General features: G+C 63.3%; 23 protein-coding genes. 2 read left to right on the plus strand and 21 right to left on the minus strand.

From position 1 onward, the window contains the following. Positions 1-94: 94 nt before the first annotated feature. The 14 genes from EN857_RS22935 to EN857_RS23000 form a co-directional block, all read right to left on the minus strand. The gene (locus tag EN857_RS22935) at positions 95-1,822 is read right to left on the minus strand and encodes an ABC transporter substrate-binding protein (protein ID WP_127392623.1); all 1,728 of its coding nucleotides are present in this window, start codon (positions 1,820-1,822) and stop codon (positions 95-97) included. 77 nt (positions 1,823-1,899) lie between these two features. Next, positions 1,900-2,193, minus strand: a complete 294-nt coding sequence (locus EN857_RS22940) for a DUF2160 domain-containing protein (RefSeq protein ID WP_187331401.1) — start codon at positions 2,191-2,193, stop codon at positions 1,900-1,902. Next, a complete protein-coding gene (locus tag EN857_RS22945; protein ID WP_127287343.1) occupies positions 2,190-3,104 on the minus strand; it encodes a carbohydrate ABC transporter permease in 915 nt (304 codons plus the stop codon). The genes EN857_RS22940 and EN857_RS22945 overlap by 4 nt, the downstream gene beginning before the upstream one ends. A 1-nt stretch (position 3,105) precedes the next feature. Next, the gene (locus tag EN857_RS22950) at positions 3,106-3,972 is read right to left on the minus strand and encodes a sugar ABC transporter permease (protein ID WP_126054723.1); all 867 of its coding nucleotides are present in this window, start codon (positions 3,970-3,972) and stop codon (positions 3,106-3,108) included. Then, positions 3,973-5,055, minus strand: a complete 1,083-nt coding sequence (locus tag EN857_RS22955) for an ABC transporter ATP-binding protein (RefSeq protein WP_127286739.1) — start codon at positions 5,053-5,055, stop codon at positions 3,973-3,975. A 10-nt stretch (positions 5,056-5,065) separates the two neighbouring features. After that, the gene (locus tag EN857_RS22960; protein WP_127392625.1) at positions 5,066-6,145 is read right to left on the minus strand and encodes an ABC transporter ATP-binding protein; all 1,080 of its coding nucleotides are present in this window, start codon (positions 6,143-6,145) and stop codon (positions 5,066-5,068) included. A 38-nt stretch (positions 6,146-6,183) separates the two neighbouring features. Continuing rightward, positions 6,184-7,710, minus strand: coding sequence for a glycerol-3-phosphate dehydrogenase (gene glpD, locus EN857_RS22965; protein WP_127392626.1), 1,527 nt, complete (start codon positions 7,708-7,710; stop codon positions 6,184-6,186). Between the two features lie 127 nt (positions 7,711-7,837). Then, entirely contained in the window at positions 7,838-8,605 is a 768-nt protein-coding gene (locus tag EN857_RS22970) for a DeoR/GlpR family DNA-binding transcription regulator (protein ID WP_127286741.1), read from the minus strand. Positions 8,606-8,732: 127 nt separating this feature from the next. Next, positions 8,733-10,145 carry an aspartate aminotransferase family protein gene (locus EN857_RS22975; protein ID WP_135859268.1) on the minus strand — a complete coding sequence of 471 codons (1,413 nt, stop codon included), beginning with the start codon at positions 10,143-10,145 and terminating at the stop codon, positions 8,733-8,735. 103 nt (positions 10,146-10,248) lie between these two features. Further along, positions 10,249-10,980 (minus strand): peptidase, encoded by a 732-nt coding sequence (locus tag EN857_RS22980; RefSeq protein ID WP_127285977.1) that lies wholly within the window; start codon positions 10,978-10,980, stop codon positions 10,249-10,251. Between the two features lie 128 nt (positions 10,981-11,108). Next, positions 11,109-11,903 (minus strand): transglutaminase family protein, encoded by a 795-nt coding sequence (locus EN857_RS22985; RefSeq protein ID WP_127391927.1) that lies wholly within the window; start codon positions 11,901-11,903, stop codon positions 11,109-11,111. Positions 11,904-11,933: 30 nt separating this feature from the next. Beyond that, on the minus strand, positions 11,934-12,875 hold the full coding sequence (locus EN857_RS22990; protein WP_127285975.1) for an alpha-E domain-containing protein: 942 nt from the start codon (positions 12,873-12,875) through the stop codon (positions 11,934-11,936). A gap of 145 nt (positions 12,876-13,020) precedes the next feature. Further along, positions 13,021-14,433, minus strand: a complete 1,413-nt coding sequence (locus tag EN857_RS22995; RefSeq protein ID WP_187331400.1) for a circularly permuted type 2 ATP-grasp protein — start codon at positions 14,431-14,433, stop codon at positions 13,021-13,023. A 172-nt stretch (positions 14,434-14,605) separates the two neighbouring features. Continuing rightward, a complete protein-coding gene (locus EN857_RS23000) occupies positions 14,606-14,842 on the minus strand; it encodes an Lrp/AsnC ligand binding domain-containing protein (RefSeq protein WP_127391929.1) in 237 nt (78 codons plus the stop codon). Between the two features lie 215 nt (positions 14,843-15,057). Between EN857_RS23000 and EN857_RS23005 the strand changes: the two genes are divergently transcribed. Then, positions 15,058-15,477, plus strand: a complete 420-nt coding sequence (locus EN857_RS23005; protein WP_127285972.1) for a DUF4864 domain-containing protein — start codon at positions 15,058-15,060, stop codon at positions 15,475-15,477. A gap of 5 nt (positions 15,478-15,482) precedes the next feature. On the opposite strand, the gene tgt is transcribed toward EN857_RS23005, so the two are convergent. From tgt to coaD, 7 genes are all read right to left on the minus strand, one after another. Then, entirely contained in the window at positions 15,483-16,613 is a 1,131-nt protein-coding gene (gene tgt, locus EN857_RS23010) for a tRNA guanosine(34) transglycosylase Tgt (protein WP_127391930.1), read from the minus strand. After that, entirely contained in the window at positions 16,606-16,875 is a 270-nt protein-coding gene (locus tag EN857_RS23015) for a hypothetical protein (protein WP_127391931.1), read from the minus strand. The genes tgt and EN857_RS23015 overlap by 8 nt, the downstream gene beginning before the upstream one ends. After that, positions 16,865-17,953, minus strand: a complete 1,089-nt coding sequence (gene queA / locus EN857_RS23020; RefSeq protein WP_135859267.1) for a tRNA preQ1(34) S-adenosylmethionine ribosyltransferase-isomerase QueA — start codon at positions 17,951-17,953, stop codon at positions 16,865-16,867. The genes EN857_RS23015 and queA overlap by 11 nt, the downstream gene beginning before the upstream one ends. Continuing rightward, on the minus strand, positions 17,953-18,402 hold the full coding sequence (locus EN857_RS23025) for a DMT family transporter (RefSeq protein ID WP_127285968.1): 450 nt from the start codon (positions 18,400-18,402) through the stop codon (positions 17,953-17,955). The genes queA and EN857_RS23025 overlap by 1 nt, the downstream gene beginning before the upstream one ends. Before the next feature lie 13 nt (positions 18,403-18,415). Next, positions 18,416-18,928, minus strand: a complete 513-nt coding sequence (locus EN857_RS23030; RefSeq protein WP_127285967.1) for a peptidylprolyl isomerase — start codon at positions 18,926-18,928, stop codon at positions 18,416-18,418. Between the two features lie 27 nt (positions 18,929-18,955). Next, a complete protein-coding gene (locus tag EN857_RS23035; protein ID WP_127391932.1) occupies positions 18,956-19,543 on the minus strand; it encodes a peptidylprolyl isomerase in 588 nt (195 codons plus the stop codon). A 75-nt stretch (positions 19,544-19,618) separates the two neighbouring features. After that, positions 19,619-20,119, minus strand: coding sequence for a pantetheine-phosphate adenylyltransferase (coaD, locus tag EN857_RS23040; protein WP_126054740.1), 501 nt, complete (start codon positions 20,117-20,119; stop codon positions 19,619-19,621). Between the two features lie 192 nt (positions 20,120-20,311). Here coaD and EN857_RS23045 point away from each other — a divergent pair, with 192 nt between their 5' ends. Further along, a complete protein-coding gene (locus EN857_RS23045) occupies positions 20,312-20,455 on the plus strand; it encodes a hypothetical protein (protein ID WP_127285636.1) in 144 nt (47 codons plus the stop codon). Positions 20,456-20,501: the final 46 nt, after the last annotated feature.

A 20,501-nucleotide genomic window follows, 5' to 3' on the forward strand; every position in this document is an offset into this window, starting at 1 on the left:
GCCGTTCCCTCCACTCTTCATGCAACAGGGGAGACGGCAAAAGCCGCCTCCCCCGCAGGATCCATGCGGGCGCTGACGCCCGCATCAGTCAGTCTTACTTCTGCCAGCTCTTGACCAGCTCATCATAGTTGATGGTGATCGGCTTTTCCTTCTCGTTCTCGATCTTCAGCTGAGGCGCGAGATTGCCCTTCTTGACCGCGTCGGCGTTCCAGTAGGCGAGATCATGCTCTTCGGCCATCTTCGGGCCGATATCGCCCTGGACGCCCGACTTCTCGATGCGGCTCATGACCTTTTCCTGCTCGGCGCAGAGCGAGTCCATGGCTTCCTGCGCGCTCTTGGCGCCGGACGAGGCATCGCCGATCGCCTGCCACCAGAGCTGAGCCAGCTTCGGATAGTCAGGCACGTTGGTGCCGGTCGGCGACCACTGCACGCGGGCCGGCGAGCGGTAGAACTCGATCAGGCCGCCGAGCTTCGGAGCACGCTCGGTGAAGCTCTTGTCGTGGATCGTGCTCTCGCGGATGAAGGTCAGGCCGACATGGCTCTTCTTGACGTCGACGGTCTTCGAGGTGACGAACTGCGCGTAGAGCCAGGCGGCCTTGGCGCGGTCGGTCGGCGTCGACTTCATCAGCGTCCAGGAACCCACGTCCTGGTAGCCGAGCTTCATGCCGTCCTTCCAGTAAACACCGTGCGGCGACGGAGCCATGCGCCACTTCGGCGTGCCGTCGTCGTTCATAACCGCCTTGGCGCCGGCGTCGACCATCGAAGCCGTGAAGGCGGTGTACCAGAAGATCTGCTGTGCGACCGCGCCCTGCGCCGGCACCGGGCCGGATTCGGAGAAGGTCATGCCCTGGGCTTCGGCCGGAGCGTAGGCCTTCAGCCAGTCGAGGTACTTCTGGATCGAGTAGACGGCAGCCGGGCCGTTGGTGTCGCCGCCGCGCGCGGTGCAGGAGCCGACCGGACGCGAATTCTCGTCGACCTTGATGCCCCATTCGTCGACCGGCAGACCGTTCGGGATGCCCTTGTCGCCGTTGCCGGCCATGGACAGCCAGGCGTCGGTGAACCGCCAGCCGAGCGACGGGTCCTTCTTGCCGTAGTCCATGTGGCCATAGACCTTCTTGCCGTCGATCTCGCGGCCGGTGAAGAACTCGGCAATATCCTCATAGGCCGACCAGTTGACCGGCACGCCGAGGTCGTAGCCGTACTTGGCCTTGAAGTCGGCCTTGTTCTTCTCGTCGTTGAACCAGTCGTAGCGGAACCAGTAGAGGTTGGCGAACTGCTGGTCGGGCAACTGATAGAGCTTCTTGTCGGGCGCCGTGGTGAACGAGGTGCCGATGAAGTCCTTGAGGTCGAGGTTCGGATTGGTGACGTCCTTGCCGTCGCCTTCCATCCAGTCGGACAGGTTGCGCACCTGCTGGTAGCGCCAGTGGGTGCCGATCAGGTCGGAGTCGTTGACCCAGCCGTCATAGAGGTTCTGGCCGGTCTGCATCTGGGTCTGGATCTTCTCGACGACGTCGCCTTCCTGAATCGTGTCGTGCGTCACCTTGATGCCGGTGATGGCCGAGAAGGCCGGTGCCAGCACCTGCGATTCATAGGAATGGGTGGCGATGGTTTCGGAGACGACCTTGATGTCCATGCCGGCGAAAGGCTTGGCGGCGTCGATGAACCACTGCATTTCCTTTTCCTGGTCGGCGCGCGAGAGCGTCGACAGCGGACCGATTTCCTTGTCCAGGAAGGCCTTGGCCTCGTCCATACCGGCATAGGCATTGCCTGCCCCGAGCAATAGGACAATGGCGGTCGTTGATGTTAAAATTTGCCGTCGCATAAGTTTCCTCCACATTTAGGTTTCAAGTGCGATCTGGAGCGGCCGCCGGCACGCGACCGCTCCAACAGTTTCCCCCTCTATACGTAGCGGAACACGCCGATGGCGTAGACTACGGAGAGAGCGAGAGCCCACCACAGGTTGGGTCCAACCAGACCCAGCCAAGCGAGATGGATGAAGGCGCTGCCAAGCAGCGAAAGGAAGAGACGGTCGCCGCGCGTCGTCTCGAAGCGGAGCACGCCGATGCGCGGATTGCCGCCCGGCGAGGCATATTCCCACGCCGCCATGCCGCAAAGCAGCAGGAAGACGGTGCCGAAGAAGGCCGCCGTCGGCCAGGTCCACGCCATCCAGGAGAGGTCGAGGTTCATGGTCATACCCTCCCGAGGGCGAAGCCCTTGGCGATGTAGTTACGGACAAACCAGATGACCAGCGCGCCCGGGATCAGCGTCAGCACGCCGGCGGCGGCGAGCAGGCCCCAGTCCATACCGGCGGCCGAGACGGTGCGGGTCATGGTGGCGGCGATCGGCTTTGCGTCGGTGGTGGTCAGCGTGCGCGCGATCAAGAGTTCCACCCATGAGAACATGAAGCAGAAGAAGCAGGCGACGCCGATGCCGCTGGCGATCAGCGGCATGAAGATCTTCACGAAGAAGCGCGGGAACGAATAGCCGTCGATATAGGCGGTCTCGTCGATCTCCTTTGGCACGCCCGACATGAAGCCCTCGAGGATCCACACCGCCAGCGGCACGTTGAACAGGCAGTGCGCCAGCGCCACCGCGATATGGGTGTCGATCAGGCCGAAGGCCGAATAGAGCTGGAAGAAGGGCAGCGCGAACACCGCCGGCGGCGCCATGCGGTTGGTCAACAGCCAGAAGAACAGATGCTTGTCGCCGAGGAAACGGTAGCGCGAGAAGGCATAGGCCGCCGGCAGCGCCACGGCGACCGAGATCACCATGTTCATCACCACATAGGTGATCGAGTTGATGTAGCCCGAATACCAGGACGGGTCGCTGAAGATGGTGCGATAGTTGGCGAGCGTCGGCGCATGCGGATAGAGCGTCAGCGACGAGACGATCTCGGCATTGGTCTTGAAGCTCATGTTGATGAGCCAGTAGATCGGCAGCAGGATGACGATGATGTAGACCGTCGGCACGATCCACCACCAGCGCGATTCCTCGCCGCGGCGCCGCATCAGCCGCGCCACCTCGTCCTGCGACAGGGCGCTGCTCAGCCCTTCCGAAACCGCCGTCTCGCTCACTCTGTTTGTTCTTTCGTTGACGCCGCTCATCTCAGCGCTCCGCGTCGTAGTTGGTCATCACGGTGTAGAAGACCCATGACAACAGCAGGATGATCAGGAAGTAGACCAACGACATGGCCGCCGCCGGACCGAGGTCGAACTGGCCGAGCGCCGTCTTGACGAGGTCGATCGACAGGAATGTCGTCGAATTGCCGGGGCCGCCGCCGGTGACGACGAAAGGCTCGGTGTAGATCATGAAGCTGTCCATGAAGCGCAGCAGCACGGCGATCAGAAGCACGCGCTGCATCTTCGGAAGCTGGATGTAGCGGAACACCGCCCAGCGCGAGGCACCGTCGATCTTGGCCGCCTGGTAGAAGGCATCCGGGATCGAGACCAGGCCGGCATAGCAGAGCAGCACGACGAGGCTGGTCCAGTGCCAGACGTCCATGATGATGACGGTGACCCAGGCGTCGATCGGATCCTGGACATAGTTGTAGTCGATGCCGAGCGCATTGACGTAGTAGCCGAGCAGGCCGATGTCGTTGCGGCCGAAGACCTGCCAGATCGTGCCGACGACATTCCACGGGATCAGCAGCGGCAACGCCATCAGCACCAGGCAGACCGGCACGCCCCAGCCCTTCTTCGGCATGTTGAGCGCAATGAAGATGCCGAGCGGCACCTCGATGATGAGGATGATGAAGGAGAAGATCAGGTTGCGGACCATCGCTTCCCAGAAGCGGTCGGAGGACAGCAGCTCCTCGAACCACTCGGTGCCTGCCCAGAAGAAGACGTTGTTGCCGAAGGTGTCCTGCACCGAATAGTTGACGACGGTCATCAGCGGGATGACGGCCGAGAACGCCACCAGCACCAGCACCGGCAGGACAAGGAACCAGGCCTTGTTGTTCCAGGTCTTTTCCATCTATGCCCCCATCTCGACGCGCCAGGAATCGGCATAGATGTTGATGCCTGCAGGGTCGAAGCGAACCTTCGGATCGGCCGGCACGGTGTCGTCCTCGCCGATGACGGCGGCGATCTCGCGGCCCTCGAGGCTGGCACGGACCACCTTATGGCGACCGACATCCTCGACCTTGCTGACCTTGACGGCCATGCCGTCGCGGCCGAGCCTGACATATTCGGGGCGGATGCCGAGCTCGATCGAGCCGGCGCCGGCGTTCGCACCGACAGTCTTGGGCACGCCCGGCAGTTCGATGCGCTGGCTGCCGATCGTCGCGGTCCTGCCGTCGATCGCCACCGGCATGACGTTCATGCCGGGCGAGCCGATGAAATAGCCGACAAAGGTGTGGCGCGGGCGCTCGAACAGTTCGGCCGGCGTGCCGATCTGGACGATCTCGCCGTCATACATGACCACCACCCGGTCGGCGAAGGTCAGCGCCTCGGTCTGGTCGTGCGTGACGTAGACCATGGTGTAGCCGAAGCGGCGGTGCAGCTGCTTCAACTGCGAGCGCAGCACCCATTTCATATGCGGATCGATGACGGTGAGCGGCTCGTCGAACAGAATGGCGTTGACGTCGGAGCGGACCAGGCCGCGGCCGAGCGAGATCTTCTGCTTCTGGTCGGCGGTCAGGCCGCGCGCTTTCCTGTTCGCCCATGACGCGAGATCGATCATCTCCAGCGTCTCGCGCACCTTGCGGTCGACATCGGCTTCCGGCACGCCGCGGTTGCGCAACGGGAAGGCCAGATTGTCGTAGACGGTCATCGTGTCGTAGATGACCGGGAACTGGAACACCTGAGCGATGTTGCGTTCCTGCGTCGACAGCCTGGTGACGTCCTTGCCGTTGAACAGCAACTGGCCGTGCGAAGGGTGCAGCAGCCCCGAAATGATGTTGAGCAGCGTGGTCTTGCCGCAGCCGGAAGGCCCGAGCAGCGCATAGGCGCCGCCATCCTCGAAGGTGTGATGCACCTCCTTCAGGGCAAAATCTGAATCCTTCTGCGGATTGGGCAGATAGGAGTGGCGGATGTGGTTGACGTCGATGCGTGCCATCGCTTCCTCCTCAAGCCGCGAGCTTCGGCGCGGCGACGGCGCGGCCGTTTCCGTCGAAGACCATGATGTGGCGCGGGTCGATGAAGACCTCGACTTCGGCATCCGGCTCGAAGTCGCGGATGCCGTGGGTCAGCATCACCCAGCGCGCGTCGGCGAAATCGAGATGGATGAAGCTCTCCGAGCCGGTGATCTCGGTGATGGTGACCTTGGCGCGCACCGGCACGGCGGCTGCGTTGGGGCGCTCCAGCGACAGGTGGTGGGGCTGGAAGCCGATCGTATAGCTTGCATCGGCGATGCCGGCGAGTTCCGCCGGCACCGGCAGCGTGACGCCGCCTTCCAGCAGGAAGACCGCACCCTTCTTGGCAAGCACGATGGTGTTGAGCGGCGGGTCGGCGAAGGTCTTCGCCGTCACGAGGTCGACCGGCTTGCGGAACACTTCGATGGTCGGTCCGAACTGGGTGATGCGGCCTTCGGCGAGCGTCGCCGTATTGCCGCCGAGCAGCAGCGCCTCGTGCGGCTCGGTGGTGGCGTAGACGAAGATGGTGCCGGCGGCGGCGAAGATCTTCGGCAGCTCGGCGCGCAACTCCTCGCGCAATTTGTAGTCGAGATTGGCGAGCGGCTCGTCAAGCAGGACGAGGCTGGCGTTCTTGACGATGGCGCGCGCCAGCGCGGTGCGCTGCTGCTGACCGCCGGAAAGGCTGAGCGGCGTGCGGTCGAGATAGGGCGTGAGCTTCAGGAGTGCCGCGGCGTTGCGCACTTCCTTGTCGATCTTCGACTGCTCGGCGCCGGCGACCCTGAGCGGCGAGGCGATATTCTCGTAGACTGTCATCGCCGGGTAATTGATGAACTGCTGGTAGACCATGGCGACGTTGCGCTTCTGGACCGGCTGGCCGGTGACATCCTTGCCGTCGAACCAGACCGAGCCTGACGTCGGCGCGTCGAGACCGGCCATCAGCCGCATCAGGCTGGTCTTGCCTGACAGCGTCGGGCCGAGCAGCACGTTGAGCGAGCCATGCTGAAGTGTCAGCGACACGTCACGGATGTGCTCCGCCGCGCCGACCGTCTTCGACACGTTTCTCAGTTCCAGCATGATGCCTCCTCCCCGGCTCTGTGCATCACACGGCCATCCTATTCGGCCGCCGCGACGTGACGGCGGCTTATTCCACGCATGAATTCGTCGAGCGTCGCCGCCTGCTCTCGGCTGAGATGCAGGCCGCGCTTGGTCCGGCGCCACAATACATCCTCGGCGGTCAGCGCCCATTCGTTTTGGACCAGATAGCGTACCTCAGCCTCATAGAGATCGGCGCCGAAGTTGCGGCCGAGATCGGCATTCGACTTGGCCAGGCCCAGCACGGCCTGCGCCAGCGTGCCGTAGAGCCGGGTCAGCCGGCGCGCCAGGCGCTGGTCGAGGAACGGATAGGCGCTCTTCAGTTTCGCCACTTGCGCCTCGAAGCCGGTGGCAGGGAAGTTGCCGCCCGGCAAAGGCGCGTCCGCCGTCCAGCGCTTGCCGCGCTTGCCGAGGAAGCCTTCGATCTTTTCCAGCATCGATTCCGACAGCCGGCGATAGGTGGTGATCTTGCCGCCGAATGCGTTGATGATCGGCGCTGCCCCCTCGCCGCCATCGGACTTCAGCACGTAGTCGCGGGTCGCTTCCTGCGCCTTGGAGGCGCCGTCGTCATAGAGCGGGCGCACGGCCGAATAGGTCCAGACGATGTCCGAGCGCTTGACGGCCTGAGCGAAATATTCGCTCGCCGCCGCGCACAGATAGTCGATCTCGGTGTCGCTGATCTTCACCTCATGCGGATCGCCCGGATAGTCGCGGTCGGTGGTGCCGATCAGCGTGAACTCTTCCTCGTAAGGAATGGCGAAGATGATGCGGCCGTCCTTGTTCTGGAAGAAATAGGCGCGCGGGTCGTCGAACTTCTTGGCGATGACGATGTGGCTGCCTTGCACGAGACGGACATTGTGGACGTCGTTCTGGCCGACCGTCGCCGACAGCACGTGGTCCACCCAGGGGCCGGCGGCGTTGACCAGAAGCCTGGCCTTGACTTCCTCGGTCTCGCCGGTGCGCACGTCCTCGAGTCGGATTGCCCAGAGGTCGCCGTCACGGCGCGCGCCGACGACCTTGGTGCGGGTGCGGATGATCGCGCCGCGGTCGGCCGCATCGCGAGCATTCAGCGCTACCAGCCTGGCATCGTTGACCCAGCCGTCGGAATATTCGAAGGCCTTGCGGAACAGCGGCTTCAGCGGCTTGCCGGCCGGGTCCCTCGCCATGTCCAGCGTCTTCGTCGCCGGCAGCAGTTTGCGGCCGCCAATGTGGTCGTAGAGGAAAAGGCCGAGCCGAATCAGCCAGGCCGGCCGCAGGCCCTCGGCATAGGGCAGCACGAAACGCATCGGCCAGATGATGTGCGGCGCGTTCTTCCAGAGAACTTCGCGCTCCATCAGCGCTTCGCGCACTAGGCGGAATTCGTAGAACTCGAGATAGCGCAGGCCGCCATGGATCAGCTTGGTCGAGCCGGACGAGGTGCCGCTGGCCAGATCGTTCATTTCGGCGAGAAAGACCGAGAAGCCGCGACCAACTGCGTCGCGGGCGATGCCGCAGCCGTTGATGCCGCCGCCAATGACAAAAATGTCATGGATCGGTGATGCGTCCAAGAAGTCCTCCAGCGATTTCGCATTGCAGCATTTTTGGTCTTTTGCGAAACCGTCACGGAATTAATTCGAAATAAGAACGAATGTCAAACGAAATATCACAGGCGTGTGATGACGCTGCGGAGATGGCCTAGCCGAGCGATGTTTCGATCAGTTGAACCTCGGCTTCGTCGCAGATCTTGCGCACCGAGGGGATGTCGCAGCGGTCGGTGATGAAGGTGTTGACCTGCGACAGATGGCCGATGCGGACCGGCGCGGTGCGCTCGAACTTGGTCTGGTCGGAAACCAGGATGACGTGCCTTGCGTTGGCGATGATGGCTTGCGCAACCTTGACCTCGCGAAAGTCGAAATCGAGCAGCGCGCCATCATGGTCGATGGCCGAGGCGCCAATGACGGCGTAGTCGACCTTGAACTGCCGGATGAAATCGACGGCCGCCTCGCCGACGACACCGCCGTCTGAGCCGCGCACGACGCCGCCGGCGATCACTACCTCGATCGAAGGATAGACACGCATCCTATTGGCAACATTGATATTATTGGTGATGACCATGAGGCCGTTGTGATCCAGCAAGGCCTTGCTGACGGACTCGGTAGTGGTGCCGATGTTGATGAACAGTGAGGCGTTGTCGGGGATCAGCCTGGCGGCGGCGCGACCGATCGCCTCCTTCTCATCGGCGGCGATCTTGCGGCGCGCCTCATATTCCATGTTCTCGATCCCGGACGGGAACAGCGCCCCGCCATGGATGCGGGTGAGCAGCCTCTGGTCGCAGAGGTCGTTGAGGTCCTTGCGGATGGTCTGCGGCGTCACGTTGAAATGCGTTGCCAGGTCGTCGACCAGCACGCGGCCATGGTCCTTGGCCATCTGGATGATCTCGGCATGACGCGGCGACAGAAACATCGCTCTCCCTCCCGTTTTCGTTTTTCTTGTCTATATCGCAAAACGAAAGCAATGAAAAGGGATAAGCCGGCTAACGAAAACCATATGATCGCAAAGCCAAACCGGCCGCAAGCTGCGGCGAGTTGCTTCAGGTGGGGCGGCGAGCGATTTCGGTGATGACGTCGAATGCCGCCTCGACATCGGCCGCCGTCGCCTCGAACTGGCCGGCCTGGAAACGGATCGCGATCGCGCCATCGACCTTTGTCTGCGTCAGGTAGATGCGGCCGTCATCGTTGATGGCATTGACCAGGCGAAGATTGTGCTCGTCGGGGTTGGCGCCCGGTCCTGTCCGATGCCGGAACGAAAACAGCGACAGCATTGGCTCGGTCACGATCTCGAAGTCCGCCTCCCCCGCAAGCCGCGCGGCGAGAGCCTGGCTCCAGGTGACGTGATTGCGGATCATGGTGCGCAATCCTTCCAGCCCATGGGCGCGAAGCAGGAACCAGAGTTTCAGCGCCCGGAACCGGCGACCGAGCGGCACCGACCATTCCGAGTAGTTGATGATGCCGTCGTGGCCGTGGGTCTTCAGATAGTCCGGCTTGATTGCAAGCGTGCGCACGAGATCTTCCGGCCGACGGATGAACTGGATCGAGCAGTCGAATTGCGCGCCCAGCCATTTGTGCGGATTGAACACGATGGAATCGGCGTCCTCGACGCCGGCCCAGAAATGCCGGTACTCCGGGCAGATCATCGCCGATCCGGCCCAGGCGGCGTCGACATGCAGATAGAGCCCATGCCGTTTGGCGACAGCAGCCACGGCGGCGATGTCGTCGGTGCCGCCGGTGCTGGTGCCGCCGACGCAAGCGATGATACCCGCCGGCAGCATCCCGGCCTCGCGGTCGGAGACGATCGCGGCCTCGAGGGCCACGGTGTCCATGGCGCGGAAGCGGCCGGCTGCTGGGATGCGCACGAGGTTCTCCTCGCCGATGCCGGCGACCCAGATGGCGCGATCGATCGAGGTGTGGACCTGGTCGGAAGAATAGACGCGCGGCCGCGCCTGCCCGGCGAGTCCCTTGCGGTTGCCTTGCCAGTCGAGCGCGCGCTCGCGCATGGTGAGCACGGCGGCCAGCGTCGCCGACGAGGCCGAGTCCTGGATGACACCGGAAAACCCTTCCGGCAGGCCGAGCGCCTGGCGCATCCAGTCGACTGTTCGGGTCTCTAGCTCGGTCGCCGCCGGCGAGGTCTGCCACAGCATGCACTGCGCTGCCATCGCGGAGACCAGATATTCGGCAACCACCGAGACGGGCGCAGCATTGGCCGGGAAATAGGCGAAGAAGCGCGGATGCTGCCAATGCGTCATGCCGGGCACGATCTTTTCCTCGAAATCGGCGAAGATCCGCTCCATCGGCTCCGCGGTTTCCGGGGGCGAGACCTCGATGGCACGGAAAACCTCGCCGGGCGCGAGCGCTGGCCGCACCGGCCGTTCGCGCAAGGTGTCGCGGTAGTCGACGCCCCAGTCGGCGGCACGCCTCGACCATGCGCGGAATTCGCTGTTGTCCATGTTTCCTCCCGATAGCCGGCGGCTGCCGGCGAGTTCAGCCGGCTCGAATTTTGATTAACATGTTAAATATATAAAGGCAATGCGCCAGCGAGGTCGCGCCGCCCTAGCCCGGATAGTCCGGCAGGCTGGCAAAGGCGGTCCTCAGGGCGTTCGACCAGCCGTCCGAGATGGTGCGGTAATATTGATCGTCCTGGCCGATGCGCTTCTTCATGCTGACCTTGAAGGCGTCCTTCTCGTAGAACAGGAGATCGAGCGGCAGGCCGACCGACAGGTTCGACTTCAGCGTCGAATCGAATGAGACCAGAAGCAGCTTCACCGTCTCGGCCAGGCTCATCGTGCGCTCATAGGCGCGGATGATGATCGGCTTGCCGTATTTGGTCTCGCCGATCTGGAAGAACGGCGTGTCGTCGGTCGATTCGATGAAATTGCCTTCCGGATAGATCATGAACAGCCGCGGCGGGCTGCCCTTGATCTGGCCGCCGAGGATGAAGGAGGCGTTGAAATAGGAATCGGCCTTGTCGCCGGCCGGCGAGGAATGAGCGATGACCTCCTTGACCGTGTCGCCGACCAGCCGCACCGTCTGATACATGGACGGCGTCTCGAGCAGCGTCGCGTGACGATCGGCAACCGCCTTGGTGCGTTCGTCGAGCAGGCTGACGACGGCCTGCGTGGTCGCCAGATTGCCGGCCGACATCAGCACGATGACGCGTTCGCCGGGCTCCTCCCAGACATGCATCTTCTTGAAGGTGGAGATCGAATCCATGCCGGCGTTGGTGCGCGTGTCCGACATGAACACGAGCCCGCGATCGATCTTCAGGCCGACGCAATAGGTCATGGCTGCACTTCCAGAGCAATTCGAGGAGAAGTGCGTAGCGCCTTTCCGCCCGGAATTGCGTCAAAAAACCTGGAGCGGATCGGCGAATCTATCAAAGCCGCACCGCTCCAGCGGCGAATCTTGCTGAATTACTGCTCTACCGTGACGGTGACGGCAAGCTTCTCGTCCGCTTGACCGAGCAGAATCCCCGATATGGGCGAGGCATCGCGGTAGTCGCGACCCGTCGCCACCCTGACATAGCGTTCGTCGGGAGAGATGCCGTTGGCGGCATCGAAGGCAACCCAGCCGAGGCCCTGAACATGCGCCTCGGCCCAGGCGTGGCTTGCTGCCTGCTCGACAGCCGCGTCCATCATCAGATAGCCGCTGACATAGCGGGCCGGAAACCCCATGGCGCGCGCCGCGGCGGCGAAGATATGGCTGTGGTCCTGGCAGACGCCGGTCTTCAACGCCAGCGCCTCCTCGGCCGGCGTCATCACGGTGGTGGCGCCAGGCTTGTAGGCGACACGCTCGCCGATCGTGCCCATCAGCCGGTGCAGCCGCTCGATATCGGTGCCCTTCCCCGCCGAGCCGGCAAGCTCGCGAATGCCTTCGCCGGCGGCGGTCAACGGCGTTTCCTGGGCAAACAGCCAGAGCGGCGCGAAACCATGATGCGGACCGGATACGCCAGTGGTGTCGCGCGTGAGCACATCGCCCGACGCTTCGATGGTGATGGCGTGAGGCTCGCCTTCGACGCTCAGAAGCCTTGTGTCGTTGCCGAAGTGGTCGGTGAAACGCACCTCCTCGCGCGCGCCGTCGATATTCAGGCCCCAGGACTGCACGGTCTGCGTGTGGCCGCTGACCGGCAGCAGGCGCAGCCGCTGCAGCAGATATTGCACCGGCGCATCGTAGCGGTACTCGGTCCGATGGGTGATCTTGAGCCGCATGGCTTCATTTTCCGTTTGCGAGCATGAAGCTCAATAGAACCTGTAGTCCTGCGCGATCTCGTCGCCGAGCCTGGTGTTGTCGCGGATGAAGTTGGCCAGGAATTCATGCAGGCCGGCGTCGAATATATCCTTGATCGAGCCTGCCCGCAGCATCGCCTGGGTCTTCTCGGCCGTGGCATGGCAGGCGTGGCGCTCGCCATAGTCGTCGCCCAGGAATTTCAGATGCTCGGCGAGGAAGCGGTAGCAGAAGGTGAGCGAACGCGGCATGCGCACGTTGAGGATCAGGTAGTCGGCAATGTTGGTCGGCTTGTAGTCGGCATCGTAGACCCACCGGTAGGAGCGATGCGCCGACACCGAGCGCAGGATCGATTCCCACTGATAGTTGTCGAGCGTCGAGCCGACCCAGGAGATCGAGGGCAGCAACACGTAATATTTGACGTCGAGGATGCGGGCCGTGTTGTCGGCGCGCTCGACATAGGTGCCGAGTTGCGAGAAATCGAAGATCTCGTTGCGCAGCATGGTGCCGTAGAAGGAGCCGCGGATCAGCGCCGTCTCGCGCTTGATGGCGTCGAGAACGGTCGGCAGGTCGCGTTCGTCGATGGGCTTGGCCAGCATGCGCTTCAGCGACATCCAGGCCTCGTTGATGCTTTCCCAGGTCTCGCGCGTCAGCGCGGTGCGCACCATGCGGGCATTGTTGCGGGCGGTCTCGATCGCCGACATCGTGCTCGACGGGTTCGAGGTGTCGCGCAGCAGGAAGTCCGAGACGTTGGCCGCGGTATAATCCTGATACTTCTGGGTGAAGGCGACGTCGGATCCGGCGCTAAGCAACACGGAATTCCATTCTTCCGACGCGTTCTGCGTACGGGTGAGCGCCATGCGCAGGCCGGCATCGACAAGGCGGGCCATGTTTTCGGCCCGCTCGATGTAGCGGTTCATCCAGTAGAGCCCGTTGGCGGTGCGGCCGAGAAGCATGGGAAGTGGCCCTTCGGGCTAGTGAGTAGGGAATAAGGAGTAGGCAGTAGTAAGAGCTTGAATTTCAATGAAATACGGCATTCCCAGTCCCCTATGCTTTCACACTACTGCTTACTGCCTACTCACTAATCCCTACTCACTCAGCTCAATCATCCAGCACCCACGTATCCTTCGTCCCGCCGCCCTGCGAGGAATTGACCACCAGAGAGCCCTCTTTGAGGGCCACGCGCGTCAAGCCGCCGGGCACGATCTGGATACGGTCGGAGACCAGCACATAGGGGCGCAAATCGACGTGGCGCGGCGACAGGCCCTTCTCGGTCAGGATCGGACACGTCGATAGCGCCAGCGTCGGCTGGGCGATGTAGTTCGACGGCTTTGCCGCGAGCTTCTTGGCGAAATCCTGGCATTCCTTCTTGGTCGCCGCCGGCCCGACCAGCATGCCGTAGCCGCCGGAGCCGTGCACTTCCTTGATGACGAGTTCGTTGATGTGCTCCAGCACATATTTCAAGCTGTCCGGCTCGGAGCAGCGCCAGGTCGGGATGTTGCCGAGGATCGCCTTGCGGCCGGTGTAGAACTCGACGATCTCCGGCATGTAGGAATAGATCGCCTTGTCGTCGGCGATGCCGGTGCCCGGCGCGTTGGCGATGGTGATGTTGCCGGCGCGGTATACGTCCATGATGCCGGGCACGCCAAGCGCGGAGTCCGGCCGGAAGGTCAGCGGATCCAGGAAAGAATCATCCACCCGGCGGTAGAGCACGTCGATCTGCTTGTAGCCTTCGGTGGTGCGCATCGCGACGTGGCCGTCGACGACGCGCAGGTCCTGGCCCTCGACCAGTTGCACCCCCATCTGGTCGGCGAGGAAGGCGTGCTCGAAATAGGCGGAGTTGTAGCTGCCTGGCGTCAACACGGCGATGGTCGGCGCGCCCTTGGTGCTTTGCGGCCTGACCGCTGCCAGCGACTGGCGTAACAGCTGCGGATAGTTTTCGACCGGCCGCACCTTGATCTGCTGGAACAGCTCGGGAAAGAGCTGCATCATCGTCTCGCGGTTCTCCAGCATGTAGGAGACGCCGGAGGGTGTGCGGGCATTGTCCTCGAGAACGTAGAACTCGTTCTCCGAAATGCGCACGATGTCGACGCCGATGATGTGGGTGTAGACGCCCGCGGGCGGCCTGACGCCGATCATCTCAGGCAGGAAGGCCTCGTTCTTGGCGACCAGTTCCCTGGGCACGCGGCCGGCGCGCAGGATCTCCTGGCGGTGGTAGATGTCGTCGAGGAAGGCGTTCAGTGCCTGGACGCGCTGCTCGATGCCTTGCGTCAGGCGGCGCCATTCATTGCCCGAGATGATGCGCGGAACGATGTCGAAGGGGATCAGCCGCTCCGAGGCTTCCTGCTCGCCGTAGACGGCAAAGGTGATGCCCGTCTTGCGGAAGACGCGTTCGGCGTCCTGCATTTTCTCGGTAAGCCTGGCCGGGTCTTGCTCCTTCAGCCAGCGATCATAAGCCGAATATGGTCTTCTCAGTCCGGAAACTTCCGGAAGCATTTCATCGAACGCTGCCAATCGCGTACTCCCCTGTAAGACCATTTCACTGGCGTCGCCGGAGAAAATCAAGCGCAATCGGTGATTTGATGAGTGACGGCGGTCGTTATGTCAGGACTGCCCAAGATTAAGGCAGGGCCGACGGGACCGGGTCAGGCTTTGCCTTGCTCCCGGGCAAACGACAAAAGGCGACTCAGAAGGCGCGGAAGGTCACGATGGTGAAGGTGTCCTTGATGCCGGGCAGAATCTGCACCTTCTCGTTGATGAAGTGGCCGACATCCTGGTCGTCCTCGACATAGAATTTGGCGAGCAGGTCGTAATTGCCGGCAGTCGAGTAGATTTCCGAGGCGATCTCGGCATCGGCAAGCGCGCTGGCGACCTCATAGGCCTTGCCGAGATCGCACTTAATCTGCACGAAAAATGCCTTCATTGCCCGGTCCTGCCTAGCCTGTGAGCGAATAAGCGGCCCTTTTGGCAGACTGCCGCCCGGCTTTCAAGCATCAGCCGGCCATGCGCAACAGTTGGCTGCTCGGCAGCGCCGAATGGCTGATGCTTGCGAGCTGCTGAAACCACCAAGCGATGCCATGCGTATGTTAGGATGCATCTTCGGACTGCGATTTCCCCCGGGGACAACGGAGACAGGCCATGCGCCGCTCATTATTCGCATTCGCAATCATTCCATTCCTGTTCATGTCCTCGGCCTTCGCCGGCGACGCCGAGATCAAGGCGGCGCAGACGGTCATCGACAGCCAGCTGAAAGCCTTCGTCGCCAATGACGGCGCCAAGGCCTACAGTTTCGCCGCGCCGAACGTGAAACGCGTCTTCCCGACCGTCGACATGTTCATGAACATGGTGACCAACGGCTACGCGCCGGTGCGCAAGCCGCAAAGCTATGCCTTCGGCAAGGTCGAGCAGACGGGCCCGACCTCGATCATCCAGCAGGTGATGATCGTCGGGCCCGACGGCAAGGACTACGAGGCGGTCTACACGCTGGAGCAGCAGCCTGACGGCAGCTTTCAGATCACCGGCTGCAGCCTGCGGGCGTCGACGTCGCTGAGCACCTGATCCGGTCAGACGACCGGAATATCGCCGCGGGCCCAGCCCTCGGAAATCTCGGCCGCCTGCGCCTCGAAGGCGCCGGCCTGGATGGCGGTGCGGATATCCTGCATCAGTTTCTGGTAGTAGGACAGGTTGTTCCAGGTGAGCAGCATCGCCCCCAGCGATTCCTGCGAACGCACCAGGTGGTGCAGATAGGCGCGCGAATAGTCGCGCGCGGCCGGGCAATCGCTCTCTTCGTCCAGCGGGCGCGGATCGTCGGCATGGCGGGCGTTGCGCAGGTTGACCTTGCCGCGGCGCGTGTAGGCGAGGCCATGGCGACCGGCGCGGGTCGGCATCACGCAGTCGACCATGTCGATACCGCGAGCCACCGATTTCAAGATGTCGTCCGGCGTGCCGACGCCCATCAGATAGCGCGGCTTGTCGGCCGGCAGTTCGGGACAGGTGATGTCGAGCATCTCCAGCATCACCGCTTGCGGCTCGCCGACCGCCAGCCCGCCGACGGCATATCCTTTCAGATCCATCGCGTTCAGGGCTTGCGCCGAGCGCACGCGCAAATCGGCAATATCGCCGCCCTGGACAATACCGAACATCGCCTTGCCCGGCTGGTCGCCGAAGGCCGTCTTGCAGCGCTCGGCCCAACGCAGCGACAGTTCCATGGCGCGCTCGATCTCCTTCGGCTTGGCCGGCAGTGCCGTGCATTCGTCGAGCTGCATCTGGATATCGGAATCGAGCAGGCCCTGGATCTCGATCGATCGCTCTGGCGACATCTCGTAGGGCGCGCCGTCGATATGCGAGCGGAAGGTGACGCCCCTCTCCGAGAGCTTCCTTAGCTTGGACAGCGACATCACCTGGAAGCCGCCGCTGTCGGTGAGGATGGGATGCGGCCAGCGCGCGAATTCATGCAGGCCGCCAAGCTTCGCCACGCGCTCGGCGCCGGGCCGCAGCATCAAATGATAGGTGTTGCCGAGGATGATGTCGGCGCCGACGCCGCGCACCTGGTCCATATACATGGCCTTGACGGTGCCGCCGGTGCCGACCGGCATGAAGGCCGGCGTGCGGATCTCGCCGCGCGGCATCGATATCACGCCGCGCCGCGCCTTGCCGTCGGTGGCAAGCAGCTTGAAGGAGAAAGCCTCAGCCATTGAAGTCCTTGTCGTGCACAGGCGCGCCGGGTGCCTGCTCGTCGAGCGACTGCCGGTAGCGGATGCAGCCGCGCATGAATTTTTCCCAGGGCGGCACCGCGATGGCAGGTTCGGTCTGTTCCGGCAGCAGGGCCCAGAGGTCGGGGTGATGCCAGCAGAGATCGTGGCCGGTGGAGTCGCGATGGGTGCGAATCCCGGCGCGCAATTTCTTCACCTCCGCGACCAGCGCGTCGCGGTCCATGTGTTCCAGATCATCGTCCATCGCTCGTCTCCGCTCGGTAAAGCAAGCTGGCGTCTCCGTAGGAGTAGAACCTGTAGCCGCTGTCGATGGCATGCGCATAGGCCGCGCGCATCGTCTCCAGCCCGCTGAAGGCCGAGACCAGCATGAACAGCGTCGAGCGCGGCAGATGGAAATTGGTCATCAACAGGTCGGCGGTGCGGAAGCGGTAGCCGGGTGTGATGAAGATATCGGTCGGGCCCGACCATGCGGCGAGTTTGCCGTCTTCCCTGGCGGCGGTCTCCAGCAGGCGCAGCGACGTCGTGCCGACGGCGACGATCCGCCCTCCCCGCGTCCTTGCCGCGTTGAGCGCTTCGGCGGTCTCGGCGCTGACAGAGCCGGTCTCGGCATGCATCTTGTGGTCGGCGGTGTCGTCTGCCTTGACCGGCAGGAAGGTGCCGGCGCCGACATGCAGCGTGACGAAGCGGCGTTCCACCCCCTTGGCGTCGAGAGCGGCAAACAGCTCGGGCGTGAAATGCAGCCCGGCGGTGGGCGCTGCGACCGCGCCCTCCTCCCTGGCGTAGATGGTCTGGTAGTCGCTGCGGTCGCGCTCGTCGTCGTCGCGCTTGGAGGCGATGTAGGGCGGCAGCGGGATGTGGCCGACGGCGTGCAGCGCCTCGTCGAGGAACGGGCCGGAGAGATCGAAGCCGAGCAGAACCTCGCCGGCCTCGCCCTTCTCGATCACCGTGGCGTCGAGCTGGCCGAGGAAGCAGGAATTGGCGTCATGGCCGAAATGGATGCGGTCTCCGGCACTGATGCGCTTGCCAGGCCGCATGAAGGCCTGCCAGCGGTCGGGCGCCACCCGCATGTGCAGCGTCGCCTCGACCTGCGCCTGTGCCTCGCCGCGCCTGCGAATGCCCTTGAGCTGCGCCGGAATGACCTTGGTGTCGTTGAAGACGAGCACGTCGCCGTCGCCGAGCAGCGACGGCAGGTCGCGCACCGTACGGTCGGCCAGCCCTTCCCCCGGCCTGACGACCAGCATCCTGGCGCTGTCGCGCGGCTCGGCGGGGCGCAGCGCGATGCACGCTTCCGGCAGGTCGAAGTCGAAGAGGTCGACGCGCATTAGAAGAGCCGGATGAGCAGCGCTCCGGCGAGCAGCAACACGGCGCCGGCAATGCGGCCGAGCGAGATCTCGCGCACCGCCACGCCGAGGAAGCCGGCACGGTCGATGAGCATGCCGGCCAGCAGCTGGCCGGCGACCAGGAACGCCATCAGCGCGGCGGCGCCGATGCGCGGCGTGAGAATGGTCGAGAGCGTGACGTAGAAGCCGCCGAGCATGCCGCCGGCGATGAACAGCCATGGCGCCGGCGCCTTCCAGTCGAGCGAAATGCCCTGCAGCTTCACCACGACGACAGCGATGACGCCGAGCACGACCGCGCCCGACAGGAAGGAGAACGCAGCCGCCGCGACCGGGAGCCCCAGGCCGCGCGCCAGCTGCGAATTGATGGGCGCCTGAACGGCGATGAAGGCGCCGGACAGGATGCCAAGCAGGGACCAGACGGCGCCCATCATCGTTATGCCGCCTTTACTTGACGTCGGCCGCGACCTTCAGCGACACGATCTTGTCGGGGTCCTGCACCGGCTCGCCGCGCTTGATCTTGTCGACATTGTCCATGCCTTCGAGGACCTGGCCCCAAACCGTGTACTGGCGGTTGAGGAAGGAGGCGTCATCGAAGCAGATGAAGAACTGCGAGTTCGCCGAATTCGGGTTCTGGGCGCGCGCCATCGAGCACGTGCCGCGGCCATGGTTGGCGTTGGAGAACTCGGCCTTCAGGTCCGGCTTGTCGGAACCGCCCATGCCCGCGCGCGAAGGCGCGAAAGAGGGCTTGCTCGAATTGCCGAACTTGACGTCGCCGGTCTGCGCCATGAAGCCGTCGATGACGCGGTGGAAGACAACGCCGTCATAGGCGCCTTCGCGCGCCAGCTCCTTGATGCGGGCGACATGGCCGGGCGCCAGGTCGGGGAACAGTTCGATGACGACCTGGCCCTTGGTCGTTTCCATGATGAGGGCGTTCTCGCGGTCCTTGATCTCAGCCATGTCAGATATCCTTTTGAAAAAACAGATTTACTTGTCGGTGGCGATGCGCACTTTGATCATCCGGTCAGGATCGCTGACGGTCCCGTTGTCCGCCTCGTCGCCCTTCTTGATGTTGTCGACCAGCTCCATGCCGCTGACGACATTGCCGACGATGGTGTACTGGCCATCGAGCGACGACGCCGGCGCGAACATGATGAAGAACTGCGAATTCGCCGAATTCGGATCCTGCGAACGGGCCATGCCGACCACGCCGCGCTTGTAGTGCTCGGTCTGCGAGAATTCGGCCGGCAGGTCCGGCAGGTCGGAACCGCCGGTGCCGACGGCCTGGGGGTTGAAGCCCTTCTTCATGTTGCCGAACTTGACGTCGCCGGTCTGCGCCATGAAGCCGTCGATGACGCGGTGAAAGGCGACATTGTCATAGGCGCCCTCGCGCACCAGCTTCTTGATCTGCGCGACGTGCTTGGGCGCCAGATCGGGGCGCAGCGCGACGGTCACGTCGCCATCCTTCAGCGTGATGATCATGGTGTTTTCGGGATCGGCGGCGAAGGCCGAGACCGAGGCGGTCACGAGACCGGCCAGCACGACAAGGAACGTAGCGAGCTTCCTCAGCTGCATGGTATTTCTCCGAAGATCTTTTGTTTGGTGCATGTCGTCACCCCAAAACCGGCATCCACTTTTGGGCGACATGCACTATTTCGCGAATTTTGCTGTCAGCGCCCCGGCGACGGCCGCCGGCACGAAGGGGCGGATGTCGCCTCCCATCGAGGCTATCTGGCGGACAAGTGTGGCGGTAATGGTTCTGACCGACGGGCTGGCGGGCAGAAAAACCGTCTGCAGTTCCGGCGCCATGGTCTCGTTCATGCCGGCCATCTGCATCTCGTAGTCGAGATCGGTGCCGTCGCGCAGGCCGCGGATCATGATCGAGGCGCCCTCCCGCCTTGCCGCGTCGATGACCAGACCGTCGAACGCCACGACCTTGATGCGGGCACCGTCGCGGCCGAACTCGGCCTTGGTCGCCGCCTCGATCAGCTTCACCCGTTCCTCGAAGGAAAACAGTGGCTTCTTGCCGGGATGAATGCCGATCGCCGCATAAACGATGTCGGCCACGGCGAGCGAGGCCTTCAGCACATCGAGGTGGCCGTTGGTCAGCGGGTCGAAGGAGCCGGCGTAAAGGGCGATGCGTTCGGTCATGGCAGGCTTCTAGCGGGCGCGCGGACGGAAGGCAAATCCGATTGATCAGGCATCCGTGAACCTTTTCGCAGACGTGAACGACAGATGAATGCGACGATCAGCAACGTTTCACGTAGCGTTCACTAGGTTGCCGCTTCAGGAGATGAAACCAAAGTCCCATCTATCCGTTATTAGGCGCAGGAGAACACGCACATGCTGATCTACATGCTAGCCACCGCAATGACAGTCGCCATGCTGATCGCCACCGCGTTCGGCCTGCATCAGGAAGCCGTGCGCGTTCGCGCCAAGACGAACACGCGGCGCTTCGAAGCCCGCAAACCCTACCGCCACTACTGAATTCGACCCGCCTGATTGCGGCGACAGTCCTGATTGCGCCGGCCGT

This window comes from Mesorhizobium sp. M4B.F.Ca.ET.214.01.1.1 (assembly GCF_004791545.1).
Lineage (GTDB): Bacteria > Pseudomonadota > Alphaproteobacteria > Rhizobiales > Rhizobiaceae > Mesorhizobium > Mesorhizobium abyssinicae.